Raw genomic sequence first — 26,711 nt, forward strand, 5'->3', positions numbered from 1 at the left:
AAATTAATTAGCCTGTACGGTGTAGCGCTGCAGAGCCTCAACGCCGACTCTTTCACCGCCCCGGCCGACTATTGTCGCACTAATATAATATGTCCGGTAACTGCCTGATGCTGGCGTTGATCCCGGGCCCGACAGGGCGCGAGCGAATTTCATGGCTGTGCCGGACATCGTGATGACCTGTGCCGAGGTACGTTCGGCCGTAACAAAAGCTTTATACCCACCCAGTTGTACAGTATCATACATATAGGGGTTAGCATCCAGAAAGGTATTGAGGCTTTCTGCCTTTGCTTTGCCAATTTCGAGTGCGGCGATAGCCGCTTCATATGTTGTTTCGTACCTTAACTGTCCACGCGTAACACTCATGCCGCGGATGACGATGTACAGGGCCATCGAGCCGACGATCAGGATGATGATCATGGTTCCTAACGCCGCTAACAGGGCGATACCTGATTCGTGATTCTTGATTTTTCCGGTTTTCATAATCCCTCCGGTGGTTGTAGGTTCTGAGGATAGACAATGCTGCTGAGTATCGCGCGTTTACTGCGTTTTTGATTAAAGTCGAGCGGGTAAGTGTATGGTGGATCGTTTTCAATGGTCACGGAATCTTCGAGTGTCTCGTATCCGGCCATGGCGTCAGATGACACGACCATGGTAAAACGTACTGCCCATTTGTTAACATAGTTCGCATTGAACGGCGGATTATTATTTGCACCCCAGGAATCGACTATGCCATCACCATCAGTATCGATACCATAACGGAACTGAATTGCTTCAACATTGGTCAAGAGCGCTTCATTGCCGCGCATCAGAGTGTCACCCGCTAGGTTGTATGTCAGTCCGGTGTTGTACGTATCAGAGTTACGTCTAAAGACCATGAGCCCGGCACGTGCGGTTATTGAAGGTCCGATATGCAGACGGAATCCATGGGTCGGGGTGTTCCATATCGGGTCGTAATATGTGAATGTGTCTATACCCGTGATGATCAAACCCTGGTACATTGCCTTGCGTACTTCGTTTATTACAATTATCGTATCACCGATCTGAAAATTGGCGAGGCTATCGTCCCATCTCCGTACCGGCAGGGTCGAACCATCGACATTGTCGAGCAGATAACTCCACTGTGTGCGATTCATCTCGAAACCGAGGCCAACTCCCTTGAGTGTGGCATCTGAACCAACGTTCGCCAATTGCAGTGCATCCTGTAGCTCGTATGGATAACCAAGCCCGGCGAGCAGCAGATCCCACTTCACAAGCGTGAATGCAACCTGTGCATCGGTCTGTAGTACAGTGGTCCGCGTTACCTGAATGGATTTTGTTTGTTGCAGGTTGAGAATCGAATAGACTGCACCAAGAACTATCATCAGAATGACCAGGGAGACCATCAACTCAACAAGTGTCATGCCGGACCTGCGATCCTTTTGTGTGAAATTCTTATTCGAAGTTCTCAAATGATGGTTGAAAAATTGCATCATTCCTCCTAGTAACGTTTTATCAAATCCGAAGAGACCGGCCGTGCCGCCTGCATCCACAATACGTGGATCCGGACCGTTTTGAAACGCGGGTCTGGCACCGAGACGATCATGCTGTCAGCAATGTTCCACAGAACACGAAACGGGCCGCCGCCTACTACCTCGGATATTTCGTAATCAGGGGTGATGGTATCATCAAGGCCAGCTGATGCGATATAGCGAAGTATCGAGTCGTTCGTCGGGAGCCCCATTAATTCTTCATGGTGGCGGTTCAGCACATCTCTTGCGTACATGCGGCGATTCATGAGCGTGCTGGTCCGTATCCCCATCACCGTGAGCCTTGAAACCGCAAGCACGCCTATGGCTAAGACGACGATCGCTACGAGTACCTCGACAAGAGTGAACCCCTTACGGCCTGCAGCATTTTTCTTCGCGGAATTTTTCCTGAGAATCTTGTTCATCTCCACCTCCTCTACGGATTCCAGGTACCACCTGCATACTCGTAGGTGGCGACCTTACCTACTCGGTTAACACCAACCGCATAATTATCTATTCCGTCGGTAATATAAGCGACACCGCTCGTTGCTCCACCACGCGCGTCGATCAAGAGCACACCGGTGGGAAAATCGATGCCGTTAACACCTGGTGCGACCATGCTCGCTTCGGGTGGCTGGTTCGCAACATTAGCACCACCAAAGCGGACCTGTCCCGCATCGGTGTCTCCTAATCTGAAATCTACGGTCATTCCGTCTGGGCGCTGCAAGCGATAGTGGCGGGCGTCGGGAAAAGAGAATAGGTAGTTTCCACTCGATGCAATAGCCCTCTCCCTTATCATCTTGATGTGCTGTGCCAGCTTTTGCGCCGCGCTGCGTGTTCGTGCCCTCCGTTGCATACTGGCGAAATTTGGTACGACGAGCAACGCAATAATACCTATGATCCCAATGACGACCATCAATTCGACGAGCGTGAAACCATGCCTGTGTGATGATCGCCTCATTTGTGAATTCTTTCCCATAATACCTCCATTCTCCGCTGTATTATGTAGCAAAATCCATTCCTGTTATCTTTGTTGAAAGCAATGAAATTTAAGGCATTTTGTTAGAAAACAATGACGGATGGGGATTTTTCTCCATATATTGGGTAAATCTTTACCCAGTTGTCATTACGCAAACAAGTCTGGTTTTTAACTGGAATCGTGCGTGTGCTGTACAATAGCGGAGACTTCCTTGAAAAAATCAGGGACGTTGACAGTGCGACTTGCTTACGTATAATAGGGTATGCTGGTGCTCAGCCTTTTGGTTTTTTTCATGCCTCCCAATCCCTATACAGAGCTGAGAAACATCCCGCCGCGGTATCCTTATTTAATGAATGCGGGGATCACGCGCCTGCCCAAGCCGATCGGGGAAAAAAGGGCGCTGGTCCTGCTCGTTGATTTTCCAGATAACCAACACCAGTATGCAAGCATGTCTTTTGATTCGCTCATTTATTTTGACAATACCGCTTCACTCAGAGATTATTACCGGGAAGTGTCCTACGGCAGATTCACGATAAGTCAGTCGAGTGAGGTCAGCGACTGGTATCGCATACCCGGGGATTATTCGTACTACGTGGGCGATTCATTTGGCTTTTACCCGGGGACCTTTCCCAGGAATGCGCAGGGAATCGTCTGGGCAGCATGCAGTCTTGCTGATCCTTCAGTAGACTTCACCCAGTTTGATGAAGATGGGAATGATACTGTTGATATCTTGTTCGTCGTTCATTCGGGCCCCGGAGCAGAGGAAGGATTTCCAGGCTACACCTCGCACATCTGGTCCCATCAGTGGCAGCTTTCGAACACTGGTACTGGGTGCCCTTCTGCATACCTGACCGATGACGGAGTTTATGTAGACTATTATTCGATGGAGCCGGAGAGATTCGAGCTGTATACCAGCCGTATTACGGTCGGTGTCTTTGCTCATGAATTTGGACATATTCTCGGTTTGCCTGATCTTTATGATACTGATTATTCCACTTTTGGCATTGGCCTTTTCGGTCTTATGGGTGCTGGATCGTGGGGAAGGGGAGACGATCGTCAGATCCCGGGTTCGTCCCCGTCCCATCTGTGCGCCTGGTCCAAGTATCAATTGGGATTTCTCGTGCCCCTGGCGGTTGATAGAATTGGTGTTTCCAGATACGAACATCAAAGTGTTCCTTGTGCGTCATGCAGCCCATTTGCGGTCAGGCTTCTTGAAGACCCCGATGGTCCGAATTGGGAATATCCCGGAACAATTGGTGAATATTTTCTGGTTGAAAACAGAATGCGTCGCGGGTTTGACCAGAGCCTGCCAGGCGACGGTCTCCTGATATTGCACGTCGATGACGCAAAGGGTAGTAATAGCGATGAAAATCATCCCCTGGTTGGCGTTATGCAGGCAGACGGTGATCTTCGATTCCTTTTGCCTGACACTGGAAGTATGGCCGATCTCTGGAAGAACCGCGAATACGGCTTTGGAGATACGTCGCGGCCAGCGAGCCTCGATTATGCAGGCAATCCGACCGGAGTTTGGGTATATGACATTGGCCCGGCCGATTCGGTCATGACCGCATCGTTCTGGGTAACACCTGTTCTCCTCGGTAATATTTACTCGCTGCCCAACCCTTACCGTGCCGATCGACCACCGTCGTGGGGCGAGAGAGTCATCATCTCGTACGTGCCTTCTGATACCGTTGAGCTGGGCAGTCAGTTCCCCGAATTCAAGGTTACCCTCTATAATATAGCCGCGGAGCGGGTGAGAGTACTCGACACCGAACCCTACGAGATCGACCGATTTGCCCGAAGGGCTTTCTGGGATTTGAAAAACGACCGGGACGAAGATGTGGTGAGCGGCATGTATTTGTACGTCATCGAGATCCGCGGTGATAAGGTAGAAAGACGGACGGGTCGTTTGACCATAATAAGGTAAAACATCATATGCACAAAATACACGGACAACGCGTGCCGACCGGAGATGTGTCATGAAACTGCGTGGATCATACCCGCGTGACATCGGTGCGATCGCAACTGTTTTCATAATACTCATTCTCTTTGTAGCAGTTTTTAATCTCTATATCAGTTTTCAGTTCAGGAATGAGTTCGTGAATTATGGAAGGAATAATGTCCTGGCGATTTCAAATATTTGCCGCGATTATTTGCGAAGCGGTTACGATAGTCGTGAACTGAGCACTCTTTTCAAGAGCCTGTCCCGCTCTTTCAATCTCGATCATCTTGTTATCGCTGACACGCTCGGCAACCGCGTGTACGATTCATGGACCCATTTTGGCATCATGACCGCCACGAACAGGTTCGAGTTCCCCGGCGGCTTTGAGAGAGTACCGGCCGTTCAGGAAATCGTTCAAAAAGATAACGAATTCCTGTACAGGAGTGCTGATCCACCAGCGTATGTCTACATATCGCTCATCCCCACCTATTCAGTCATCTTCGGTAATATTTTCCGCTGGCATATTTTTTATATAACGATCTCACTGGTCTTTACTGGTTTCCTCGGGGTCTTTCTTATTCGTAATCTTTTCCTCCCAATGCGTTATGTGGCCAACCTTGCACACGACTTTGGTATTGAAATGAAGCGCGAAGATTTTGTCTCGACGACTTTCAATGAAGTGTACCGAAAACTCAGACTGCGGGAACAAATGCTCGTTGAATTTTCGGCGTATATTGCTCATGAGTTCAGAAATTCGCTGGGCGCTATAATCGGTCTGGCGCGGCTCGTGGAGAAAGGCAAGAAGCCTGGTTCAGAAATAGTGAAGGAATGCCGCAACATGGAGCAATTGATCGTGCGCATACTCGAGTATTCAAAGCCAGTGAGGCTCAATCTCTCCGTTGTAAGCTTGAACAAAGTGGTGGATGATGCATTTGAAAGAGTTTCGATGCCGAAGAGGATAAGCATTGTCAAAGAAAGTGCACCTGATATTATGCGTGTTCAGGGCGATCACGAACTCCTTGCTGTTGCTGTCAGCAATTTACTCAAGAACGCGAAGGAAGCGATAAAGAACAAGGGACACATTGAACTCGTAATCGGCCGTAAGGATGAATTCGTTTTTCTTTCGATCGCAGATAGTGGCGTGGGTGTTGAAGAACGTGAATTGGAGATGATCTTCAACCCCTTCTTTTCAAGGAAGGCAGAGGGCATGGGTTTGGGGTTGGCTTATGTCAAGAAAATAGTTGAGGAACATGGCGGCCGGATCGAGGTCGCTTCAAAGAAGGGTAAGGGTACGACATTTACTCTGGAGTTTCCAGTTCATGAAAAATGAAGTAGGATGGGTTTTCCATATCTGTCTTGATTTTGGCAATAAATTGAATATATTAATGCAAAGGAGTTTTTGATGGATCAATTTGCCAGGCGTGTTGCCGATAGTCTGAGAGCAAAGAAGGTTGAGTACGGTGATGTACGGGTCGTGCAGCGGGAATCCGAATCGATAGTGTTGAAGAACGGGATCATTGAGTCTATCACGCGTAATTCTGATGTTGGCTTTGGGGTACGCGTTCTGAAGAATTCGGCCTGGGGTTTTGCTTCGTCGAACGAGATAAAGAAGAGTGTTGCCAACAAGATTGTGAAGGATGCTTTGAATATTGCACTTGCATCGGCAACCGTCAGGTCAAAAGGCGTTGAATTGACTTCCTTGCCGGCACAGCAGGGGAATTACAGCACAAAGGTAAAGATCGATCCCATGGAAATTCCGCTCAGCGAAAAGATCGACATGCTGCTTTCGTGTGACAAGGCGATGCGCAAGGACAAGAGAATAAAACATAGTGAGGCGTCGCTTAGATTTCAGAGGAATAGAGTTTATTTTGCGTCAACGAACGATTCGTTCGTAACACAGGAATTCTTGTTCTCCGGCGGCAACATCAAGGCGTATGCCATGGATAAGGGAGAGATCCAATTCCGGTCCTATGGCGATTACGCGCAAAAAGGGTTTGAATTCATAAAATCGATGGAATACTTGAAGAATGCGCCGAGGGTCGCCGACGAAGCGCTGATGTTACTTACCGCTGAACAGTGCCCGCAAATGGAGACGACGGTAATCATCAACGATGACCAGATGGTTTTGCAGGTGCATGAATCATGCGGACATCCTGCCGAACTCGATCGGGTACTCGGTACCGAGGCTTCGTACGCCGGGACCAGTTTCTTGACCACGGATAAGCTCGGTAAGTTCAGGTACGGGTCGGATGTGGTCAGCATCGTTGCTGATGCGACCGTACCGGGGGGTCTCGGTACTTTTGGCTGGGATGATGAAGGCGTGCCGGGACAGCGCGTTTACCTTGTCAAAAATGGTATGTTTGTTGGATATCTGACTTCTCGGGAGACTGCGGGTATAGTCAATAGCAAATCGAGTGGGGCGATGCGGGCTGATGGCTGGAACAGAATCCCCTTGATCCGTATGACCAATATCAATCTCGAACCAGGTAAGTGGAAGCTTGCAGATATGATCGCGGATACGAATGACGGTGTCTTTCTGGAAACAAACAAATCATGGTCAATAGATGATAAACGCCTTAATTTTCAATTCGGCTGTGAAATAGCGAGGAAGATCGAAAATGGTAAGTTGACGAGAGTCTACAAGAATCCAACTTATGCAGGAATAACTCCCCAGTTCTGGAAGAATTGTGATGCAGTTGCCGACAAGGGTTCCTGGCGTATGCATGGAACGCCGAATTGCGGCAAGGGTGAGCCGGGTCAGATCATGTTTGTGGGGCACGGTACTACGCCGGCGAGATTTCGGGGTGTGCAGATCGGAATTGCCAAATAAGGGATCCGGAACATGGATACCCCGTTTGAGCAGATGGCTAAGTGAAACGCGTTAGAGGTTTTTTTGAGAGAGCTGAAAGAAGATAGCCACAAAATCAACGTCGTATCGACGGTGTTCTTCATTTGTGCTGCCATCATAGTACTTTCGTCCTGTGCTTATTTCAATACTGTATACAATGCTAAAAATTATTACCGCGAAGGCAGAAAGTCCGTCAAGCATGATACACTTGTAACCGATTCGGAGAACTTCAGCAAGACAATTGAGAAATCGACATCGATAATCGTGAAATATCCGGGTACGCGATGGATTGATGATGCGCTTTTCATGATGGGTGCGTCTTACTATTATAAGGGCGACTATTCGCGGAGTCTGGAGAAGTTGGATTTCTTGATCCAAAACTATCCCGGCTCGAGTTATCAATACGAGGCGTTGTATCTTGTCGGATTGGCAAACTACAAGCTCAAGAGATATGGTTCGGCGGTTGTTGCGCTCACTGAAGCAATGAACTCCAAAAAATACAGGAAGAAGTCATTGATCGCGCTGCTCTACGTGTACTACGGTGACGCCAACTATTCGGATCTCTATGAGATCGCGGACACCTTGAAGGCAGGTTCGCTGAGTTACGATGAAAGGCGTACTGTTCTAAGGTTCGTGAGCATGGCGCAATTTAGTGAGCAGCGCTATGAGGAGGCGCTCGAAACGGCAACACAGCTGCTTTCCATTACTAGGGATGAGAACGAACGGCGAGACCTCAAATTACGGATCGCGGAGATATATCTTGAGATCGGCGAGTTCGATCTATGCAAGGAATTTCTGCTGGGTGAGACAGATCCTGAATTCAGGGACCTCCTCGCCGATCTGTATCTGAGAACAGGAAATATTGCCGAGGCCAAAGACATATGCATAGAGCTCTCGCAGAATAGAACGCCCGAGGTGGCGGCTGAGGCTTTCTACGAGATCGCGCAGCTGCACGAGAATGAGGATAGTATTGACCTCGCGGTTGCCAGCTACGACAGTGCCCTGATCAAAGCACCTAATAGTGAATACGGTCTGAAGGCGAGAAAGAGATCGGAAGTGCTCAAGCGGGTCCAGACCCTGACCGCCGAGACTGAAGACGAAGTGCGTTCACAATTTCTGCTGGCCGAGATTTACTTTGCAGATCTAAACGACCTTCCGAAAGCCCTTGAGGGATACCAGAAGGTCTACAACGATTTTCCGAATAGCAAGTGGGCACCGAAGGCATTGTATGCCCATTTGTGGATAGCGTCTAACGTATATGGTGATGACACGCTGGCAACCAGACTTGCGCGTTCTTTGATCGGCTCCTACCCCCGCACTGAATACGCGATGAGCGCACAGCAGATCCTGGAGGCCGTAGAATTGGATTCCGTGGAAGTCATTCCGGAACGATAGGCCATGGTTTTGCACAGACTCAGCATCATAAAGAAGCGATGGTTTACCACAAGCATATTTGGGCTTGAATTCAGGTTGCCAGGGATCCGTCCGTTACCGGGACAGTTCTTCCAGGTCCAGGTAGATGAAGGGGTGGATCCTTTTCTCAACAGGCCGATCAGCATTGCTTCCTACGTGAATGCCAGGCTACTAATTGTAGTAAAAGTCGTTGGCAGGGGAACAAGAATACTCGGCATGAAAGAACCCGGTGAATTTGTGAAAATGCTCGGTCCTTTTGGCCGTAGATTCAGACCGCCGAAGAGGAAGAGTTTGATCGTTGCAGGCGGCATCGGCATTGCACCTCTGCACTTCATGGCTGAACATTTATTCAGAAACAAGATCAGCTTTGACGTGCTCTACGGAGTGCGAAGGAAGGATGAATTCATTTTTAGGGATGAACTGGCAAAGATGTCTGAACGGTCTGTTTTCGTGGCCGAAAGAGGTTACAAGAAGCAGGAAACAGTAGTTTCAAAAATACAGAAGATGGACCTTGGTGATTACGGCGCCGCCTACGCGTGCGGGCCGAGAGAAATGTTCATTGCTCTCCAGGAGCTGAATCTTCCGATGCCGATCTACGCGTTCTGCGAGGACTTCATGGGCTGTGGGTGTGGTCTATGTCTGGGTTGTGCCATAATGTACAAGAACGAGTATCACAGAATATGCACTGACGGCCCCGTTCTCGAACTTGGAGAAATAGTATTTGAAGTGTAGTATCTTTGGTGTTGATTTCAAGAACCCGGTGTTTCTTGCGTCGGGGACGTTTGAGTATGGCTTGATATACAAGCGTGTTACAAATAAAGCGGGCGCGATCTTCACGAAGGGGATTACGGCGCGGCCCCGCGGTGGTAATCCATCCCCCCGGGTCTATGAAACAGCATGCGGTTTGATAAATTCGGTCGGACTAGAAAACCCCGGAGTCGAGATTTTCTGCAAGGATATCTTACCGAAGATGCGTAAGCTCAAGACTCGGATATTCGTGAACGTGGCCGGGTTCAGCGTGAATGATTTCGTGCAGATTGTTGGCGAGATAGGCACCGAGGTCGACGGTTTCGAACTCAATGTCTCCTGCCCCAATGTTGAAGGAGGGGGAGTCGCGTTTGGTCGTGACCCTGAAGTTTGCTCCCGCGTCGTCGCCGAGGTGCGTAAGGTAACGAAGCTTCCGGTAATAGTGAAGCTGACCGCAAATTTTTGTGACCCGTTGGTTATCGGGAGAAGGTGCGTTGAAGCAGGTGCCGATGGCATATCGCTTATTAATACGCTACATGCCATGGCCTTTGATATCAATAAGAGGAAGGTTATGATAAAGGGAGGACTCTCCGGCCCTGCAATCAAACCGTTTGCTCTATACTGTGTAAATTATTTGAAGGATCTGGAAGTTCCTATCATCGGCGTTGGCGGGATCATGTCAGGTCGTGACGTCTATGAATTTCTGCTAGCCGGTGCTTCTGCAGTTGAGATCGGATCAGCAACGCTGCGCGATCCATACGCACCGCTCAGGATTATCAAGGAACTGGAAAGTTATACGGGTTGAGGACGCGATGCCACTGTCCAGCCTTCCAACCCATTAACCTGTGACCATATGTTAGAAGGGGGTTTGATGAAGGAAAGATTGATCGTGTCGCTGGATATGACCGATAGTTCGGAAATAAAGGCGCTGGTCGATAATCTCGGTGACCGTGTGATATATTACAAGATAGGCGCAATACCATTTACTTTCTTCGGTCCAGAAATCGTTACATATTTGAAGAAGCATGACAAGAAGATCATGTTCGACTTGAAATATCATGATATACCAAACACCGTTGCCCGTGCCTGCGACGGGGCGATCATGATGGAGGTTGACCTGATAACGATCCATACAAGTGGTGGGTTCTCCATGTTGGAGGAAGCGGTGAAGGCGGTGCTAAGTGGCGCTGGTCAGAACGGTAGAGAAAAACCAAAGCTACTTGGAATCACCGTACTTACCAGCATTGATGAGGCGTATTTTAATGACCTTTTCGGTAATGTCGAAAGAACCCTTGCCGAGCAGGTGTTATTTCTTGCGCAATTGGCGCGGAGTGCTGGCCTCGACGGTGCCGTGGCATCACCCAGGGAGATAGTGCCCATTCGTCAGTGCTGTGGTGACGATTTCTTGATCGTGACGCCTGGTATCAGACCGGCAGGGAGCGGCGTTATGGATGATGATCAGGCGAGGATCACGTCGCCTGGGCAGGCAATTAAGGCTGGTGCGGATTATCTGGTGGTCGGACGTCCGATCGTCAAGGCGGCAGATCCGGTCGCGGCTGTAGAAGCAATTCTGGAGGAGATGGAAAATGGATATCGAGAAATTACTTAGGGAATCAATGGTGTTGCAGGAGGGTCATTTCCTCCTCAACTCGGGATTGCACAGCAAATTCTATTTTCAAAAATTCAGAATATTGGAAAACCCTGATGCTACGTCCCGTTTGTGCAAAATCATCGTAGATAAATACGCACAAGACAACATCGAGTGGGTCATTGGTCCCACAACCGGAGGAATAATAATCGCATTCGAAGTCGCACGGCAATTGGGTGTATATTCGGGTTTTGCAGAGGAAAGAGAAGGCAAACGCGTTGTAGGCCGGGGTTTTGAGATCAGGGGCAGGCGTGTTCTCCTGGTCGATGATGTGCTGACTACCGGCAGATCGATAGTCGAGACGCTCGATGCGATCCGCCAGATGGGCGGGGAAGTTGCCGACGTTGCCGTGCTCATTGACCGTTCAGTTGAAGAACTTTCTTTTGCTCCGTTTTCAGTTTATAAAAAGAGGGTTGAGAATTTCGATCCCCAAAAATGCCCGTTGTGTAAGAGCGGTATACAGTTACAGAAATTGGGCGGTGTGTAGTATTCGGAAGTAGCCCTGGAAGCTAAAGTTTCCAGAACCCCAGACCGGCAAGCAGGATGAAACCTGCACCGGCTATTATTGCTCCAAGCCATCCGAGCAGGCACAGGCTGCTCACTATTACCCCTGCGATGAAGACGCCGATAGCTATGACCAGTAGTGATTTCTTGAAGTCAAGCCCGAACAGGAATGCGATCAGAGCGCCGGTCCAGGCCCCTGTGCCTGGCAGCGGTATCGCAACGAATGCCATGAGTCCAATTTCCTTGTATCTTTCTATCATCTTGTTGCTTTTCTTTCGCGTGCGGTCAAAGAGCCAGGAGAAGAAGCGTTCGAGAATTCTTATCTTTGATAGCAGCCGGACCGCGGGGGCCAGGAGCCAGAGAATGAACGGTGCAGGTATCATGTTACCGATATAGGCTATGAGAAAAGCCTTTGGCCAGTTGATGTTGAATACGTTGATTGCGAGAGGCAAAGCGCCGCGTAATTCGATGATCGGAAGCATCGAGGTGAGAAACACGGCAATTTCTGGGGTCAGTCCCCTTGAAACAAGGTCTTGCGGATTCATGTGATGCCTCGGCGCCGGCGCAGCACCCAATCGATGGCGAGCATGAGGAAAACCAGAAGATAGGTTAGGGGCGAATTGAAGTTGATTACTTTGCTGACCTTCTGTCTGCCGCTCTGGGGCGGTACGATATTCTCGAGTTCCTCGAGCAGAAAGAATTTACCATTTGTGCCGGCCGCGATGCGCTCGAGCAGATTCAGATTGAGCCGTTGTTCGGTCTCTATCGGACGCGAGGTGATGTTGACCTCGATTTTATTACTGGTCAATGTCTCGCCGTTCAGATTCCCTTGTGCGGCAAGCTGGTGCTTGCCGGGATTCTCGAAAATAACACTCGTTTCGTAAGATCCATGTTTTGTTTCATAGAACGGGATGTTAGCATCCTCAGTAATGAGAAAGAAATCTCCGCCGCCTGTGCGGCGCAAATTTCTATCATAACTCTGCAAAGTCAAATTCACTGTTTCGCCAATAGCATAATCTTCCATTTGGGCGGCGAGCACGAGCCGGTCGTGTTGGCCGAAGTGGGACAGGAATCTGATGATGTCGCCTATGAATCGGCCGAGTAGATCTCTGCCCTTGATTCCACGCTGTACGAAATCCCAAGTGGCAAGATCAATTATCGATATCTGATATACAACTCCTTGGCCTTCACGGCGGTAGCCGATAACAGGCAGATTGCCTGCATAAGCAACTATTATTGCATCCTCTTTTGAACCTACGGCACGGCCGATCATCCTCAAAGGTGGATATTCTTCATCTATTAGGACTGAAAACGGTTCCTTGACCAGGACCCGGTGAGTTCCAGCTATTACACCACCTGTGGTATTTATCGGTAATACACGCTGCCAGTTTTCATTGATACCTTCTATCGCGCCGATCAAGATCAGCCCTTTACCCTGTTTCACATGTTCGGGCATATTTGACCAGGGCGGTCTGCCGATGTTTACATTGTCGAGGATTATGACGTCATAGGTTGCGGGGTCTGGTAATCCAGTAATTTCCGTTGTCTGCTCGATGTTGAGAAATTTGCCGGCCCCGCGTCTGGCAAATGATGATACGGACAGATTATCGTCCTGTTTTAATTGTTGTCTGAGGAATTTTGTGTTGAATGATATATGATCGGTGTAGTATAGGACCTTGATTTTATCCCTGATCACGTTGAGAGAAACCGAGTATTTGTTGTTATCGTAAGATATTTCTCCGGGTACCGGCAAGACATTTGCCTCGATGTGCAATTCACCAATTACGTCCGTGATATATTTGAATTTCAGTGAACGTCTCGCTCGACTTTCACTCAAGAGCACAGTTTGCGCCGCCACATTCTTGCCGGAGGACAAATCGATGTTGACTTGAGCTTCACCAGATGGGAAACCGCTTGATTCCACGACGACATCGATTTGGATCGAATCACCCAGGTACGCGTATGCCGGTGTCTCAGCATCGATGACGGCAACGTCCCTGATCTTGTCTGCGCCGGCACCGCATACATAAACCGGCGTCATCATATCCTTGAGTATGGTAAGCGGCGATACGCCTGAATTATGATTGCCATCCGTTATCAAAATGATTGCGGATGAGTGTAGTCTATCAGATTCCCTGAGGGCTCTGGTAATATTCGTATAGGAGCCGAGTCTATCTGGTTTGTTCTCTGTGATAAGACTTTCTTGAAAGAAGAAGGACTGGTGGGGGAAATCAAGTTGTGAAGCCGTTTCGATGATTCGCGGAAGATTATGTTCCATGCTCGCCGAGTGGTCGATGAGGACAGTCGGAACCTGTGGTGATGCGCCGATATTTATGCGCAGCATGTAGTTGCTAATAAGCAAGTATATGAGGACTACCGCAGCAGCACGCAGGATAAACTGCAAGGGCTTTTTCCTGTAGACAAAGAAAGCCGCGACAATGGCCAGCAGGCTAATCGATAAGAGAATCAATGTCGATTCGTTCCTTTTTCAACCTGACTGTATTATCACTCCCAGGCAGGGCTGTGATTGAACCTGAGTACTCCCCTGCGATTACCGTTATGGTATGGGCCAGTGAATCTCTCACGCTGAATGAAAAGTCGCCGTCCGTAATCACGGAGATGCCGATGATTTTTTCTCTGGACAGCAGCGCAAAGCCGCCTTTGACGCGCACAGTGTCAACTAACGCTCTGCCGGTCAAGTTGATGCCGTCGTAGGCCGTATCCGGCGTGACTGATGTTACGAATGGGCTTGATTCATTGCCGCTGATATCGCGGGCGGTTTTAAGAAGGAGATAATAAGTGGTGTCGAATTTCATAGATTCATCTTCAGAGACGGGCAGGAACTTTGCGTATCTATGATTGGTCCAATTGGCAGCGAAGTTTCTTCTGGGGATAACTGCGAATGATGCGCTTGTGGTGTCCATTGCTTCGGAGAATTGCAGAAAAAATTCGTGCTTGTTCCTGCCTTCTGAATAGGATGTTATCCAGGGTGTGATAGTATCCGGGGAAGTCGAACCCTGGAAACCGCTTTTGAACAATCCTCTATTCTCGGCTTTGTCAAAAACCGTTCCGGTAATCTCGTAGCTTACATTCTTCATTGGTTCGGTGGCGGTAATGATCTCGGAAGCAGATAGAGAAGGATACAAGAGCAGTACCCTTAGTGTTTCATTCTCCGAAGTGATAAGTATGCTGTCCGGGACAAGTGCCAGGGTGTCAATTTCTTCAGTGAAGGTGAGCTGTATCTGCCGGTTATTGATGACAGATACTTTGGTCAGTCTGGGATTAAGCCTGTCCTTGGCTAGCGGTGGTGCCTTGTGGGCACATGCAGCTACGAGCACAAACATAAGGGTGACAATACGTGCTGGTCCATTCCACATGCCCAATTCTACGGCGAATACAGGAAAAGTCAACAAGAACAGACTCGGTTTGGTTTGGCGGTAACGATGCCCGATCGATAGAACACAAGCACTAAGCACTAAATCCTAAATACTATTCCGCAAATACTCAAATCTCTGATTTGATTGTATATGCGAGAATGCCCGCAAGGGTGAACAACTTCCAAATCTCAAATTCCAATTCCAAAACAGGGTGCAAGTCATTAACGGCAATAGCAATAATAACGGGAGTAACGAACCCAACGAAATTAACGAGCCTGGCGGTATTAACGATAATAACGTCTTGTAGTAATTTCGCATTTCGCAACTCGAATTTCGAAATTTCTTTTCAGCGGTATTAACGATAATAGCGATATTAACGAAATTAACGAGCCTGGCGGTCTTAGCGCAGCAGTTTCTTCAGCTCTCGCTTCTGTTTGCCTTCGATCAGGGTGTCGACGATGGTTCTTGAGAGGGCTTTGTATATTTCAAGGAGATTCTTGTCTTTTCTGAGGGCGCGGAGGTGTTTCCTTATCACCTCAACGTCGCCGCGCCGGAGTGGACCGCTCAAGGAGTTTTGTACACCAAGAATCTTAATGTTGGTAGTTGTTTCTTCGATCATTGGGATGATCATTTGCTCGAGTTCTTGCCGGCGCCAGCCGATCTTGGCAGCAAGTTCATTGATTGACGCAACGAGTCCAACGAGCAAGTTAGAGGAGAATACGCCTATGAGATGGTATATTGGCTTATTTTCTTTTTTGATCTTTCTGAGCGTAAAATGTCTCTCGTGAAAAATCATGCGTGCAACACGTATGGCCTGCGGGTCACCCTCTATGGAAAGAAAGAAGTGTTGCCTTCCAGCGGCTGCGGGTTTTTTGGGAAAGGTGGCAAAAGGGTGCACAGAGGCGCGGTGGATGTTCTTTTTTTTGGGTATTATATCTGCTGGTAGGCTGCCACTGAAATGAAAAACATATTTGGTCCCTGTGATGGATTTTATCATCTTCTTGCATACTTGAGGAATTATATCGTCAGGCGTGGCGATCAGAAGCACTTCGCTTTGGTCAATCAATTTCCAGTAATCGGGGTTGTTGGTTATGTTGAGCAATTTGACTGCTTGTCTTTGTTTTCCTTTGTTTCTGTCGTACATACCAACAATCTGGTTATTGTACTTGAGCAAACGGGTGATCGAAACGCCTACCCGGCCGCAGCCAATAAGACCAATGCGCATCTCTTATTATAATCTGTTAAGAATATGCGTCAAGTTTTGTGGCAAGTATCAGCGGTCAGACTTCAGCTGGTGCTGACTTTTAGATACTCACCGTGGTAAGGCTTTGTGGTATATCTGCCTGGAGACCAAGTTCGCGTATTCTTTGCTGTAATGCTTGTGATTCTTCGATCTCACCATGCACGAGGAATACTTTTCTCAGCCGGCTGTCTTGTGCTGCTTTCACGTACTCAATTAGGTCATCGCCGTCCGCATGAGCCGAGAGTCCACCCATGAAATATGTCTTCGCTCGTACTTCAAACTCATCTTGGAAAATCGTGACCTTTGGCATACGTTCGAGTATCTTCCTACCCAGCGTGCCACGTGCTTGAAATCCGGTGATCACTATGATATTTCGGTCGTCCGTGATAGTGTGGATCAGGTGATGTGTTACCCGCCCGCCCTCACACATGCCCGAGGCGGACATGATGATCATGGGGCCGTCTTTGTCATTAAGTGATTTAGACTCTTCGGCGTCGGCAACATAATGGAGGTTCGGAAAGTTGAACGGGTCGCCTTCGGCAAAGATCTTGGTGGTTTCGGCATCAAAACATTCTGGATGCCGGCGGAAGACTTCAGTTACATTTGACGCGAGTGGACTGTCAACGTAAACTGGAACATCTTTCAAACATCCTTCATCATAAAGATTTTTCAATATAGTGACCAGCAGCTGGGTGCGTTCCACGGCGAATGCAGGGATCACCATCTTGCTTCTTTTTTTCTTTGCTTCTTCGATGATCTTCTTTAATTCCTGCTGCATACTATCAAATGATTCGTGTTGCCGGCCGCCGTACGTCGATTCGAGTATCATGTAGTCAACCGTATCTACATTTACGGGGTCCCTTATTATTGGCATGTTTTTGCGCCCAAGGTCGCCGCTGAAGAGAATGCGCTTCCCTTCAGCCTCAACCAGAATGACCGATGATCCGAGGATATGCCCGGCGTCATACAGCGTGACCTTTACACCGGGGATGGGTTCGAACGTGTTGCGATAATCGACTGCGTGGAGTTGCTTGATGGTATTCTCAGCGTCGGTTATCGTATAAAGCGGTTCTTTTGGCAACAATCCTTTTTCTGCGCGTTTTTTGTTCAGGTATTTGAAGTCATACTCCTGTATTTTTGCAGAATCCAAAAGGAGCAGCGATGCGATATCTTTGGTGGCACTCGTGCAGAATATCGGCCCGGTGAAGCCACGTCGCGCAAGATTTGGCAAATTCCCCGAATGGTCGATGTGGGCGTGGGAGAGTATTACCGCTTTGATGTCCTTGGGTTTGAAAGGAAAAGTGCTGTTGATGCGTTCCGCTTCTTCACGATGCCCCTGGAAAACACCACACTCGAGCAGAAATTTTTGTTTTTTATATTCGAAGAGGTGTAGTGAACCGGTTACTGTACGCGCAGCACCAACGAATGTAACGTCCATGTAGTATTATAACCGACACTACAACGCTGTCAACCGTTACCTACTGGCCGTAGCGTTGATTGATGATTTTTATGAATTCTTCTTGTTGCTCAGGGGTCAATTCATAAACTTCTTCAAATTGGTCACCCTGGTACTGAGGAGCTTGTTCTTGAGCGATTATCTCGGGCTCTGGTCGAATGAACAGAAAGTAGCCGATGCCGAATGCTACAAGCGCCGAAGCGACCACGGGGATAACAACACGGAAGGAAAATTTTCTCTCGAACTTTTCGTGAGATATTTTTTCGTGTATCGAAAAGACAAATTCCTCCCAGTATGTTTCCTGGAACTTGCACTGACAGGTTTCGGTTTCGGCCGGGGTGCAGAGCTGAAGGCACTCGTGTAGGAATTGGTATTCCTGGCGACAGATCGAGCAGTTTCTGATATGCTCCAGCACAGCCGTGTGATCCTCTGCAGAGAGTTCGCCGCAGAGCATTGATATGATATTATCTTGAACGTCGAAGCATTTCATATTATTTCCTTCATGTGATTCCTTAGATTCTTGACAGCGAGATGGTGATTGACCTTCACCGTACTAATAGGTTTTTTCAATATTTCACTCACTTCCTGGTACGACATATCCTCAAGTGTTCTCAGGGTGAAGACCGCTCTCTGCACGGTCGGTAATTTTTCCACTGCACTATATATCATTTCTCTCAGTTTCTTGCTCCTATATCGTTCGACCGGGTCGTCTTTGCCGCCGCTCATCATCTCTTCGTATATTTCTTCGGTCGGACGTTGTTTCTTCAGATAGTTCAAGCAATTGTTGACCGCGATTCGGTATAGCCAGGTCGAGAATTTGGATCGCCCGTCAAATTTCTTTATTTTACGATACGCTTTTATGAATGTTTCCTGAGCCATATCCCGAGCATCGTCGTAATTGCGCAATATTTTGTAACAAAGATCATGTATCTTAACACTATGACGCCGGACCAGTTCATCAAAAGGCTCCGGTTCACCACCCTTGACCAACTGAACAAGCTCAATATCGCTCAGCTGCCGATATTTAGACAGCTTTTCGACGAAGGAGTTTACCCCGTTGGACCCGGTTTTTTTGTCGGGTATTCTTCTGCTTTGCTTTGTCCGCGTGGATCTAGCCGATTTCATCCTATGTATTCTACGTGCTTTTTTCTGACAAGTTTCATGATCTCATTACGTACTTCGCCAAGTGATTTACCCCGTGTCTTCGCGATTCGCATGAGGTCGCGATATTCGAGAGAACACCTTTTCTTGCCGCCATATTCGATTACTTTAATGCTTACTTTACCATAAGGTGATTCGATCTTTTTGATTTGACGGTGGAACTTGATTCTCTGCGTGTTGCTCACCCGGAAACCTATTGACGTCGTGTGTTCAAAGAGCATATCCATCATGTGGTTGATGCTGCCTTTACATAGTACGGTCAGAAGAATGCCGGGTCTTGAGCGTTTCATTATTGTAGGCGTGAGGAAGACATCAATCGCTCCGCCTGAGTAGAGTTTCTCGAACAGCATTTCATAATCCTGTGGGTTCATGTCGTCGATGTTAGTCTGGATCACGGTGCATTCATCAGTAAAATGATGATGAGATTCGGTGAGGAAAACACGCAGTAAGTTTGGATAATCCTTGATCGTCCTCGATCCTGCGCCCAGACCCACTCGCTCAATTTTAGAAACAACAAGGTCTTCAGCAGGTGTGGCAACGCTGCTTAGAATAGCGGCTCCGGTAGGTGTTGTCAGCTCGGCAGCGACGGGCACGAAGTGGACCGGAAAACCTTTCAATAGCTCGGCCGTCGCGAAGTTGAAGGCAGGCATGTTACCCTCGACAGTTTTGATGAAACCATCACCAGCCTTTACTGGTTTGGAGAAGACCTTTTCCACGGCAAGGAATTCGATCGCCGAGAGCACGCCGACGATGTCGAGCAGCGTATCAGCATCAGCCAGTTCGTGCAGGTGCAGATGCTGCGTGTGGTGTACTTTTCTCTCGGCCGCGAAGATCCTTTCAATGATGTCGATGGCCTGAGTCTTGATTCGTGAGGGTAATTTGCTTCTCTTGATGAGTGGGATGAATTGCTTTTCTCCGATTTTTCTCGTAATTGTAAATCTGACCGTGCGCGCGCTAACACCCTGACGATTGACACGGCCGACCTTCATTTCCGCGCCGGGTATAAAACTGAGTGTCTCTTTCAGGTAATCCCGGTTTACACCGAGGTCGATCAAGGCGGCGAGCATCATATCGCCGCTCGCGCCGAGGATCGGATCGAAGTATAACACCTTCATAGCTGATTGATGGTTGATGCGATGTAGCCTGCGCCAAATCCGTTATCGATGTTGACTACCGCAACCCCTGGCGCGCATGAATTGAGCATGGTGAGCAGAGGGGTTATGCCTTGAAGATTCAAGCCGTATCCGACGCTGGTAGGCACAGCGATGATAGGTTTTGAGAATAATCCGCCAGCCACCGACGGCAGAACACCATCCATGCCCGCGATAACGATTAAAACTCTTGATTTCTCGATCGTTTCACGGAATGCCAGCAGGCGGTGGACACCCGCGACACCAACGTCGTAGATGCGCTGCACCTTGCTGCCCATTATCTCAGCGGTTACCGCCGCTTCCTCGGCAACGGGAATGTCTGCCGTTCCGCCGGTCAGGACCGATATCAATCCCGTCTTCTTTCGCAACTTTCCCATGTGAAAAATCCGTGCTTTGGCGCTGTATTTGCCTTTTGGGAATTTTCTTTTCAACGCTCTACCTACGTTGTCATTCACTCTTGTCAACATCACCACATCATTCGCCCTGCGTATCTTCGCAGCTATTGCAAGGATTTGCTTTTTTGTCTTGCCCTGGCAAAAGACAACCTCTGGAAAACCTTTTCTTTTCGCACGATGCAGATCGATCTTTGCATAACCCATGTCGGCGAATGGTTCGATATAGATCTTTTCTTTTTTCATAAATCCTAATATCGAAATTTGAAACCCCAAATAATCTCTAAATCCAAAATTCGAATATTTAAAGCAGCGATACTATTATTTATCCGCCGCAAAGTGTGAGTAATCATGGGTTTTGTATTTTGTATTCGGGGTATTTTTATTCGTTTAGTATTTAGTATTTCGGATTTAGTGTTTTCAGCGATTCTGTGCATTTTCCGTGTTCAGAAGACCTCTGCAGAAAATCGGTAGATTTCAGTATCCTTAGACTTGAGTGCGTCAGTGGACAGGCCAGCTTTGTAGCATGTCTGGGTAAGGAATTCGTCGACGGTCCATCCGTATTCTGCTGCCACCTGGGGTAGGAGTAGGCCGCTGTACACGCCCCTGCGGATGTAAAGACCGTCGCGGCCGACAACTATTTCGTCCGTGTTCATTACTCTCCTCATTGGTGTTAGTATGGAGATTTCTATTTCCAGATCACTCAATTCGTCTTCCGTCACCTGGGGGAATCTTGGATCTTCAAGTGCCGCAGCGCGTGCCATTTGCTGGCAGGACAAATACAATGGTTGGTCACCGATGATGCGACCAATGCAGCCGCGCAGGTTGCCATGTTTGTTAATGGTAACGAATATCCCGTAGGGCTCCTTCAGTTTCTTGGTTATCCCGGTGGGCGTAGTAGTCTTTTTTCCTCGTACTACTGCCTCGATCGTTTCACGCGCAATAGTCTTGAGTTTCTCTTTTTCTTTTTTGCTGAAACCGAGGTCGACTCCGACTTTCATTTCCTGCTCTTTATAGAATGCGGCTGCCATGTAACCAACTACCTGTGCGCGATCACCCGTGATATCACCGCTTGTAGCGTAGTAAAGTGGTTTTGACTTGTCTGCACCCAGCTGCCTTGCTACGAGCATAGCAGTGATCATAGGACCACCTCCACATGCTTCGCAGCTGTCGGTCTTGAGTCTATTATACAGCAGCTCGGGGTCGAATTTAGCCATCGCTTCGACGACCATATTATCCAGACGCTCTGCATCCGTCTGCGAATGGTAGTGGGAGAGATCGGAGCTGGCAATGATCAGTATCTTTCGTCCTTTTGTTGCTTTAACGATTGCCTGGCTCAGGCTTTCGCAGGTTTTGCGATCCTGTGTTCCCATGATGATCTCTACTGCCTTGAAACTTTTGATGCTGTATTGGACAAAGGGCATCTGTATCTCTACCGAGTGCTCGGCAGCATGCGCAGCGGGTTCGTAGCCTATGCTCTGATCTGCAGCGATAATCTTTTTTGCGATGTCAGTGTCGTAATCGATCTTACCTAAGGGTGTCTGCCGTCCGGCTAAGGTGTCAACCGAAGCGCCGTAGAACCCATGGCGGTGGCTGGGGCCGATGACGATTACATCATCGAATTCCATGCCGTGCACGGTTTTGTAGGCAAATGCTGCAACCGGGCCCGAATATATATATCCTGCATGTGGTGATACTAACCCGAATATCTCACCATGCACCTTAGCCCTGGCATTTTCCATGAAGCCGGCTATAGATTGCCTCAATTGCGCTTCATCGCCCGGGTACCAGCTCCCGGCATGCGGGGATGCGCGGAATTCTTTTCCTTCACAGTTCTGTGCCATAAAAAATACTCCTATGATTAAAATTCTTAAAAAATGTTTCTTTAGCATGTGAGATGTATACAGGCAATAACTTTCTTCTGCAGTTCTATTTTGTTGTATTCCTTACATGCATGCTCAGTTGGCATGATTATCGTTTCGATATCCATATCATTTATTGTGTTTACCGTCTTGCTGGTTACCTTCATTAAACCTGGTTGACCCGTTCCGAAGACAATGACTTCGGGCTTTGCCGCGATAACTTCCCTGATATCGTCAATATCCAGTGAATGGCTTTCTTTTCTCCACCATTGTGAATTAACATGATCAGGATAGATTATGACATCGTTTTGATAAATCTTGCCGCGGACTTTTATCTCACCGAACTTATATGCTTCAATCACATACCTATATTACGGATAATCTCATTACTGTCAAGATATTGAACAAGAGACGTTACGGCCGCTAGTATCGTTATTCTCGCTAATTTCGTTAATATCGCTATTATCGTTAGTCCCGCTAAAAAGAAATATCGAAATTAGGGTTTCGGATTTCGTGACTGTAAAACGTTACGGAGGATATATGAGCCGCTTGACAGTCGCAGGCTATCCGTATACGATAGGTCGTGAAATTGGCCGACATCGGAGGTATTATTCATGGGAGGGTCTATGGCAACAGTGAACTCATCGTGCAGAATGTATTACCGCCTGAGGATGCTTTACAGTCCGATTTGACCTTTCTTTTCGATGCTTCCGTCAAGACCGGTGCCGGGGTAGTTGTGAGTCAGGAAGAGATCATGGGCAAAAGCGGCATCGTTGTTAAAGACATAAAGGAAGCGATGTTCCTCCTGTTAAACGTCCTGGCTAAGGCGGAAAAAGCTTTGGGCGTATCGGCACATTCGGTAGTCGATGCGGGTGCCGCAATATCAGAATCCTGTACGATTGAACCTTTTGCGGTTATCCGGAATAGAGCACGTATCGGTGCCAGAACCTATATCGGAGCACAATGCTTTATCGATGAAGGCGTTGTGGTCGGTGATAACTGTAAGATATATCCGAATACTTGTATTTACAGGCACACCCAGATTGGTGATTTTGTCATTATAGAATCCAACACGGTGATTGGCAAGGAGGGTTTTGGTTATATCAAGAGAGAACGGTATGAAAGGATCAGGCACATCGGTGGTGTTATTATTGGTAATTATGTGGAGATCGGAAGCGGTGTAACCGTGGATCGGGGAACGATTGGCAATACGGTGATCGGGGAAGGTACGAAGATAGACAGTCAGGTCCATGTCGCGCATAATGTCCGAATCGGTAGGAATTGCATAATCATGGGGCAATCTGGTATTGCTGGGTCTTCAAGGATCGGCAACAATGTCATTATTTGCGGACAGGTAGGGATCAGCGATCACCTGGAGATCGCCGATGATGTCATTGTCTACGCAAAGAGCGGTGTTTTCAAGCCGCTCAAGAAAGGTATGAAATACTCGGGCATACCGGCACGCGAACACAACGCAGTGCTGAGAGCGATCGCGCGTTTGTACAGCGAAACAAAGAATGGCTAAGGTCAGATTTACAGGGTCCTGTTTGAGCGGTGGTAATAGTGTTGTTGAGATCGAAGATGGAGAAGGATTCGGTCTGTACATGCACCAGGACTCCACCACGCCAGTGAACATACCGTATGATATTGGCAGTATCCGCGTTAGTAACCACTCGGTGACGATCGGTGAGCGAAACCAGCTTCATGTTGTCGAGCATCTTTTCTCAGCACTTTTCGGTTTGAGCATTTATGGCGTCCGGATTGATGTACACGGTAATGAAATACCTTTTTTCGACGGCTCGAGCCAGGATTTTGTGCGCTCCCTGGTAGATCTGGACTACGACCGCGGGCTAGGCGTTCGACCTCCAAATCGCGTTGAAGTCGCGGCAGGGAATGGCAGTATTTCATATGTTCCGCTGGAAACGGACGATCTGATAATCGAGATGTCGTTGACCCATCCTCATATCGGTACGCAGAAGATCGTGCTCAATATCGACCGGGATACGTACTGTAAAGAGGTCGCTCCGGCACGGACCTTTGTCTTCACTGATGACGACGACCAGCGCCTCCGGAAATTGCCGCCTTACGGCATGGGCATCACCGGTAACAGGGTATATTCAACATCGCCGCCGCGTTTTCCCGACGAGCCGGTGAGACACAAGCTATTAGACTTGCTTGGTGACCTTTATGTGCTCAGGAAACGGCTCAGCGGAAGAATAACTGCTGTGAACACATCGCATCAATTGAACGTTAAGTTCGCCAGTGAACTATTACGCTCCCTGGAGGGTGTACATGAGAAAAAATAATCTGGTTTTTCTATTCTTATTCTCCTTGAGCATATTTCGATATGGCGTTGAGGCAGCGGATATTCATATTCCAGATACCCCTGTGGCAAGCATAAAACCGCATATAGACACGGTGCACGGGGATATTAGAGTTGACAATTATTACTGGCTCAGACAAAAGGACGACCCCGCGGTGATCGATTATCTTCGTGCAGAGAACGAATACACTTCGGCGATGATGAAAGACACCGAATCGTTGCAGGATAGTCTGTACCGGGAAATGCTTTCGCGTATCAGAGAAACCGATCTTTCTGTTCCTGTGAGATTGGATGATTACTACTACTATTCGCGAACCGAAGAAGGTATGGAATATCCAGTCTACTGCCGGAAAAAAGTGAGCCTCGATAGCACTGAACAGATCTTACTCGATATGAATGAGCTGGCAGAAGCGTACGCATATCTGGAACTGGGTGTATATGAGATCAGCCCCAGCCACAGATATCTTGCTTACTCAATAGACACGAGCGGAGCCGAACTGTACACCCTGCACATTAAGGATCTGGATAAGAATACTCTGTTGGGTGAGACGGTCGACAACGTGGGTTATCAGGCGGCGTGGGCAAACGATGACCAGACCATCTACTACACCGTCCTTGATGAGGCGAAACGATCCTACGAGTTATGCAGACACACGCTGGGCACGGAATCAAGCCTGGACAGCGTAATATACCATGAGGAAGACGAGGCGTTCTGGGTGGATGTAAGAAAAACAAAGAGCGAGCAGTATGTGCTAATGAATACGAGCAGTCATACGACGACCGAATTCTATTATCTTGATGCAGATGCACCGCAGCTTGGCTTTACCATATTCAGACCACGCGAGCCGGGGGTCGAATACTACATAGATCACCGCGATGAAAAGTTCTATATCATGACGAACGATAGTGCATTGAATTTCAAGTTGATGGAAACCTCTGTTGGGGAACCCTCAATGATAAATTGGCGGGAAGTCATTCCCCCTCGAGATTCGGTGATGATTACCGATTTTGACGTTTTTGAAAAATATCTTGTAGTATATGAGAGGAAAGATGGTTTGGAGAGGATTAGAGTATTGGATGTAGCCGGAAATGTTGATTACTACATTGAGTTCTCTGAGCCTGTTTATACTTTGTGGACTGTCAGGAACCCTGAGTACAGGACCGATTTGCTGCGTTTCGAGTACACGTCGTTGATAACACCGAGAACGGTGTTCGATTACAATATAACGACTCGCTCTCGAGAGATGAAAAAGCAATACGAGGTCCTGGGTGGATACGATTCGGGAAAGTACATTAGTGAAAGGATTTTTGCACGGGCCGGAGATGGAACGATGATCCCGATATCGATGGTATATCGAAATGGGATAGAGAGAACCGGTGACAACCCGTTTTTGTTGACCGCATATGGCGCGTATGGTTATAGTTCTGAAGCGTATTTTTCGTCTAATCGCCTCAGCCTGTTGGACCGAGGGATAATTTATGCGATCGCCCATGTACGGGGCGGTGGTGAGATGGGCAAGTCGTGGCATAGACAAGGACAGTTTCTTAACAAAATAAATACCTTCACTGATTTCATTTCCTGCGCCCGGCACTTGATTGAAAAAAGGTATACTTCAAACAACCGTCTTGTAATATCGGGCGGAAGTGCGGGCGGCTTGCTGATGGGTGCGGTCGTCAATATGCATCCGGAACTGTTCAAGGCCGTTGTTGCTGATGTACCGTTCGTTGATGTCATCAACACGTTGTTGGATTCTACGATCCCTCTGACCGTCGTTGAATATACGGAGTTGGGGAGTCCCTTTGAAAAGGAATTCTATGAGTACATGAAATCCTACTCGCCGTACGACAATGTTGCGGCCATGGATTACCCGGATATGTTGATCGTTGCCGGTTTCAATGACCCGCGGGTTCAATACTGGGAACCGGCAAAGTGGGTGGCAAAATTGCGTGCTCTAAAAACAGACGATAATCTCTTGCTGCTGAAGATCAATATGGATGCCGGGCACATTGGTGCATCAGGCAGATACGGCTATTTGAGGTATGTGGCGTTCGAGTTCGCGTTTGTAATGAAGGTACTCGGGATCAACGAATAGATTAAACCCCCTTTTCGTACTATCCTGAAGACACATCCGCTGTGCGGATTGAAGACATGCTTACGCT

26 protein-coding genes are annotated in these 26,711 nt (G+C 48.1%); 11 read left to right on the top strand and 15 right to left on the bottom strand.

Annotated features, from left to right (window positions below):
* Nucleotides 1-3: 3 nt before the first annotated feature.
* The 4 genes from OEV79_00400 to OEV79_00415 are packed head-to-tail and all read right to left on the bottom strand — an operon-like array spanning nucleotide 4 to nucleotide 2,484.
* Nucleotides 4-480 (bottom strand): hypothetical protein, encoded by a 477-nt coding sequence (locus OEV79_00400; GenBank protein MDH4209899.1) that lies wholly within the window; start codon nucleotides 478-480, stop codon nucleotides 4-6.
* Entirely contained in the window at nucleotides 477-1,469 is a 993-nt protein-coding gene (locus tag OEV79_00405) for a prepilin-type N-terminal cleavage/methylation domain-containing protein (GenBank protein ID MDH4209900.1), read from the bottom strand. Before OEV79_00405 ends, OEV79_00400 begins: the two co-directional genes overlap by 4 nt.
* Before the next feature lie 8 nt (nucleotides 1,470-1,477).
* Nucleotides 1,478-1,930: a prepilin-type N-terminal cleavage/methylation domain-containing protein gene (locus OEV79_00410; protein ID MDH4209901.1), complete on the bottom strand. Its 453-nt coding sequence runs from the start codon at nucleotides 1,928-1,930 to the stop codon at nucleotides 1,478-1,480.
* Nucleotides 1,931-1,941: 11 nt separating this feature from the next.
* On the bottom strand, nucleotides 1,942-2,484 hold the full coding sequence (locus OEV79_00415) for a prepilin-type N-terminal cleavage/methylation domain-containing protein (GenBank protein ID MDH4209902.1): 543 nt from the start codon (nucleotides 2,482-2,484) through the stop codon (nucleotides 1,942-1,944).
* A gap of 262 nt (nucleotides 2,485-2,746) precedes the next feature.
* On the opposite strand from OEV79_00415, the gene OEV79_00420 reads away from it, so the two are divergent.
* The 8 genes from OEV79_00420 (at nucleotide 2,747) to OEV79_00455 (ending at nucleotide 11,569) form a co-directional block, all read left to right on the top strand.
* Entirely contained in the window at nucleotides 2,747-4,411 is a 1,665-nt protein-coding gene (locus OEV79_00420) for a M6 family metalloprotease domain-containing protein (GenBank protein ID MDH4209903.1), read from the top strand.
* A gap of 52 nt (nucleotides 4,412-4,463) precedes the next feature.
* Nucleotides 4,464-5,756: a HAMP domain-containing histidine kinase gene (locus OEV79_00425; protein MDH4209904.1), complete on the top strand. Its 1,293-nt coding sequence runs from the start codon at nucleotides 4,464-4,466 to the stop codon at nucleotides 5,754-5,756.
* Between the two features lie 72 nt (nucleotides 5,757-5,828).
* On the top strand, nucleotides 5,829-7,256 hold the full coding sequence (locus tag OEV79_00430) for a TldD/PmbA family protein (GenBank protein ID MDH4209905.1): 1,428 nt from the start codon (nucleotides 5,829-5,831) through the stop codon (nucleotides 7,254-7,256).
* A 63-nt stretch (nucleotides 7,257-7,319) separates the two neighbouring features.
* Nucleotides 7,320-8,669 (top strand): tetratricopeptide repeat protein, encoded by a 1,350-nt coding sequence (locus OEV79_00435; GenBank protein MDH4209906.1) that lies wholly within the window; start codon nucleotides 7,320-7,322, stop codon nucleotides 8,667-8,669.
* Nucleotides 8,670-8,672: 3 nt separating this feature from the next.
* Complete coding sequence (locus tag OEV79_00440) at nucleotides 8,673-9,419, top strand: hypothetical protein (protein MDH4209907.1); 747 nt, start codon at nucleotides 8,673-8,675, stop codon at nucleotides 9,417-9,419.
* Entirely contained in the window at nucleotides 9,409-10,239 is an 831-nt protein-coding gene (locus OEV79_00445) for a dihydroorotate dehydrogenase (protein MDH4209908.1), read from the top strand. Before OEV79_00440 ends, OEV79_00445 begins: the two co-directional genes overlap by 11 nt.
* 66 nt (nucleotides 10,240-10,305) lie before the next feature.
* Nucleotides 10,306-11,043 carry an orotidine-5'-phosphate decarboxylase gene (pyrF, locus tag OEV79_00450; GenBank protein ID MDH4209909.1) on the top strand — a complete coding sequence of 246 codons (738 nt, stop codon included), beginning with the start codon at nucleotides 10,306-10,308 and terminating at the stop codon, nucleotides 11,041-11,043.
* Nucleotides 11,021-11,569, top strand: a complete 549-nt coding sequence (locus tag OEV79_00455; protein ID MDH4209910.1) for an orotate phosphoribosyltransferase — start codon at nucleotides 11,021-11,023, stop codon at nucleotides 11,567-11,569. Before pyrF ends, OEV79_00455 begins: the two co-directional genes overlap by 23 nt.
* 22 nt (nucleotides 11,570-11,591) lie before the next feature.
* Here OEV79_00455 and OEV79_00460 read toward each other — a convergent pair whose 3' ends face one another.
* The 11 genes from OEV79_00460 to OEV79_00510 all read right to left on the bottom strand — a co-directional run bounded on the left by OEV79_00460 (nucleotide 11,592) and on the right by OEV79_00510 (nucleotide 22,590).
* Complete coding sequence (locus OEV79_00460) at nucleotides 11,592-12,131, bottom strand: small multi-drug export protein (protein MDH4209911.1); 540 nt, start codon at nucleotides 12,129-12,131, stop codon at nucleotides 11,592-11,594.
* Nucleotides 12,128-14,056 carry a hypothetical protein gene (locus OEV79_00465; GenBank protein MDH4209912.1) on the bottom strand — a complete coding sequence of 643 codons (1,929 nt, stop codon included), beginning with the start codon at nucleotides 14,054-14,056 and terminating at the stop codon, nucleotides 12,128-12,130. The genes OEV79_00460 and OEV79_00465 overlap by 4 nt, the downstream gene beginning before the upstream one ends.
* Nucleotides 14,037-14,963: a hypothetical protein gene (locus tag OEV79_00470; protein MDH4209913.1), complete on the bottom strand. Its 927-nt coding sequence runs from the start codon at nucleotides 14,961-14,963 to the stop codon at nucleotides 14,037-14,039. Before OEV79_00470 ends, OEV79_00465 begins: the two co-directional genes overlap by 20 nt.
* 400 nt (nucleotides 14,964-15,363) lie before the next feature.
* Nucleotides 15,364-16,188, bottom strand: a complete 825-nt coding sequence (locus OEV79_00475) for a DUF2520 domain-containing protein (protein MDH4209914.1) — start codon at nucleotides 16,186-16,188, stop codon at nucleotides 15,364-15,366.
* A 79-nt stretch (nucleotides 16,189-16,267) separates the two neighbouring features.
* Nucleotides 16,268-17,644, bottom strand: a complete 1,377-nt coding sequence (locus tag OEV79_00480; protein ID MDH4209915.1) for an MBL fold metallo-hydrolase — start codon at nucleotides 17,642-17,644, stop codon at nucleotides 16,268-16,270.
* Between the two features lie 40 nt (nucleotides 17,645-17,684).
* A complete protein-coding gene (locus tag OEV79_00485; protein ID MDH4209916.1) occupies nucleotides 17,685-18,152 on the bottom strand; it encodes a hypothetical protein in 468 nt (155 codons plus the stop codon).
* Nucleotides 18,149-18,787, bottom strand: a complete 639-nt coding sequence (locus tag OEV79_00490) for a sigma-70 family RNA polymerase sigma factor (GenBank protein MDH4209917.1) — start codon at nucleotides 18,785-18,787, stop codon at nucleotides 18,149-18,151. Before OEV79_00490 ends, OEV79_00485 begins: the two co-directional genes overlap by 4 nt.
* Nucleotides 18,784-19,938, bottom strand: a complete 1,155-nt coding sequence (larC, locus tag OEV79_00495; GenBank protein ID MDH4209918.1) for a nickel pincer cofactor biosynthesis protein LarC — start codon at nucleotides 19,936-19,938, stop codon at nucleotides 18,784-18,786. The genes OEV79_00490 and larC overlap by 4 nt, the downstream gene beginning before the upstream one ends.
* Nucleotides 19,935-20,612: a nickel pincer cofactor biosynthesis protein LarB gene (gene larB, locus OEV79_00500; protein MDH4209919.1), complete on the bottom strand. Its 678-nt coding sequence runs from the start codon at nucleotides 20,610-20,612 to the stop codon at nucleotides 19,935-19,937. Before larB ends, larC begins: the two co-directional genes overlap by 4 nt.
* A gap of 200 nt (nucleotides 20,613-20,812) precedes the next feature.
* A complete protein-coding gene (gene amrB / locus OEV79_00505; GenBank protein MDH4209920.1) occupies nucleotides 20,813-22,210 on the bottom strand; it encodes an AmmeMemoRadiSam system protein B in 1,398 nt (465 codons plus the stop codon).
* Nucleotides 22,211-22,251: 41 nt separating this feature from the next.
* Nucleotides 22,252-22,590, bottom strand: a complete 339-nt coding sequence (locus OEV79_00510; GenBank protein MDH4209921.1) for an MTH938/NDUFAF3 family protein — start codon at nucleotides 22,588-22,590, stop codon at nucleotides 22,252-22,254.
* A 221-nt stretch (nucleotides 22,591-22,811) separates the two neighbouring features.
* On the opposite strand from OEV79_00510, the gene lpxD reads away from it, so the two are divergent.
* The 3 genes from lpxD to OEV79_00525 are packed head-to-tail and all read left to right on the top strand — an operon-like array spanning nucleotide 22,812 to nucleotide 26,644.
* The gene (gene lpxD / locus OEV79_00515) at nucleotides 22,812-23,753 is read left to right on the top strand and encodes a UDP-3-O-(3-hydroxymyristoyl)glucosamine N-acyltransferase (GenBank protein MDH4209922.1); all 942 of its coding nucleotides are present in this window, start codon (nucleotides 22,812-22,814) and stop codon (nucleotides 23,751-23,753) included.
* Nucleotides 23,746-24,534: a UDP-3-O-acyl-N-acetylglucosamine deacetylase gene (locus OEV79_00520; protein MDH4209923.1), complete on the top strand. Its 789-nt coding sequence runs from the start codon at nucleotides 23,746-23,748 to the stop codon at nucleotides 24,532-24,534. Before lpxD ends, OEV79_00520 begins: the two co-directional genes overlap by 8 nt.
* On the top strand, nucleotides 24,521-26,644 hold the full coding sequence (locus tag OEV79_00525) for a S9 family peptidase (protein MDH4209924.1): 2,124 nt from the start codon (nucleotides 24,521-24,523) through the stop codon (nucleotides 26,642-26,644). Before OEV79_00520 ends, OEV79_00525 begins: the two co-directional genes overlap by 14 nt.
* Nucleotides 26,645-26,711 lie beyond the last annotated feature (67 nt).

The organism is candidate division WOR-3 bacterium (genome assembly GCA_029858255.1).
In the GTDB taxonomy this organism is placed as follows: Bacteria; Hydrothermota; Tepidihabitantia; order SM23-42; family SM23-42; genus SM23-42.

Excerpts from the sequence above, each read along its gene's own strand:
- OEV79_00405 (MDH4209900.1), bottom strand. The coding sequence starts at position 1,469 with ATGCAATTTTTCAACCATCATTTGAGAACTTCGAATAAGAATTTCACA.
- OEV79_00410 (MDH4209901.1), bottom strand. The coding sequence starts at position 1,930 with ATGAACAAGATTCTCAGGAAAAATTCCGCGAAGAAAAATGCTGCAGGC.
- OEV79_00490 (MDH4209917.1), bottom strand. The coding sequence starts at position 18,787 with ATGAAATCGGCTAGATCCACGCGGACAAAGCAAAGCAGAAGAATACCC.
- larB (MDH4209919.1), bottom strand. The coding sequence starts at position 20,612 with ATGAAAAAAGAAAAGATCTATATCGAACCATTCGCCGACATGGGTTAT.
- OEV79_00430 (MDH4209905.1), top strand. The coding sequence starts at position 5,829 with ATGGATCAATTTGCCAGGCGTGTTGCCGATAGTCTGAGAGCAAAGAAG.
- OEV79_00525 (MDH4209924.1), top strand. The coding sequence starts at position 24,521 with ATGAGAAAAAATAATCTGGTTTTTCTATTCTTATTCTCCTTGAGCATA.
- OEV79_00415 (MDH4209902.1), bottom strand. The coding sequence starts at position 2,484 with ATGGGAAAGAATTCACAAATGAGGCGATCATCACACAGGCATGGTTTC.
- OEV79_00460 (MDH4209911.1), bottom strand. The coding sequence starts at position 12,131 with ATGAATCCGCAAGACCTTGTTTCAAGGGGACTGACCCCAGAAATTGCC.
- OEV79_00480 (MDH4209915.1), bottom strand. The coding sequence starts at position 17,644 with ATGGACGTTACATTCGTTGGTGCTGCGCGTACAGTAACCGGTTCACTA.
- amrB (MDH4209920.1), bottom strand. The coding sequence starts at position 22,210 with ATGGCACAGAACTGTGAAGGAAAAGAATTCCGCGCATCCCCGCATGCC.
- OEV79_00455 (MDH4209910.1), top strand. The coding sequence starts at position 11,021 with ATGGATATCGAGAAATTACTTAGGGAATCAATGGTGTTGCAGGAGGGT.
- pyrF (MDH4209909.1), top strand. The coding sequence starts at position 10,306 with ATGAAGGAAAGATTGATCGTGTCGCTGGATATGACCGATAGTTCGGAA.
- OEV79_00475 (MDH4209914.1), bottom strand. The coding sequence starts at position 16,188 with ATGCGCATTGGTCTTATTGGCTGCGGCCGGGTAGGCGTTTCGATCACC.
- OEV79_00425 (MDH4209904.1), top strand. The coding sequence starts at position 4,464 with ATGAAACTGCGTGGATCATACCCGCGTGACATCGGTGCGATCGCAACT.
- larC (MDH4209918.1), bottom strand. The coding sequence starts at position 19,938 with ATGAAGGTGTTATACTTCGATCCGATCCTCGGCGCGAGCGGCGATATG.
- OEV79_00400 (MDH4209899.1), bottom strand. The coding sequence starts at position 480 with ATGAAAACCGGAAAAATCAAGAATCACGAATCAGGTATCGCCCTGTTA.
- OEV79_00520 (MDH4209923.1), top strand. The coding sequence starts at position 23,746 with ATGGCTAAGGTCAGATTTACAGGGTCCTGTTTGAGCGGTGGTAATAGT.
- OEV79_00440 (MDH4209907.1), top strand. The coding sequence starts at position 8,673 with ATGGTTTTGCACAGACTCAGCATCATAAAGAAGCGATGGTTTACCACA.
- OEV79_00485 (MDH4209916.1), bottom strand. The coding sequence starts at position 18,152 with ATGAAATGCTTCGACGTTCAAGATAATATCATATCAATGCTCTGCGGC.
- OEV79_00420 (MDH4209903.1), top strand. The coding sequence starts at position 2,747 with ATGCTGGTGCTCAGCCTTTTGGTTTTTTTCATGCCTCCCAATCCCTAT.
- OEV79_00470 (MDH4209913.1), bottom strand. The coding sequence starts at position 14,963 with ATGTGGAATGGACCAGCACGTATTGTCACCCTTATGTTTGTGCTCGTA.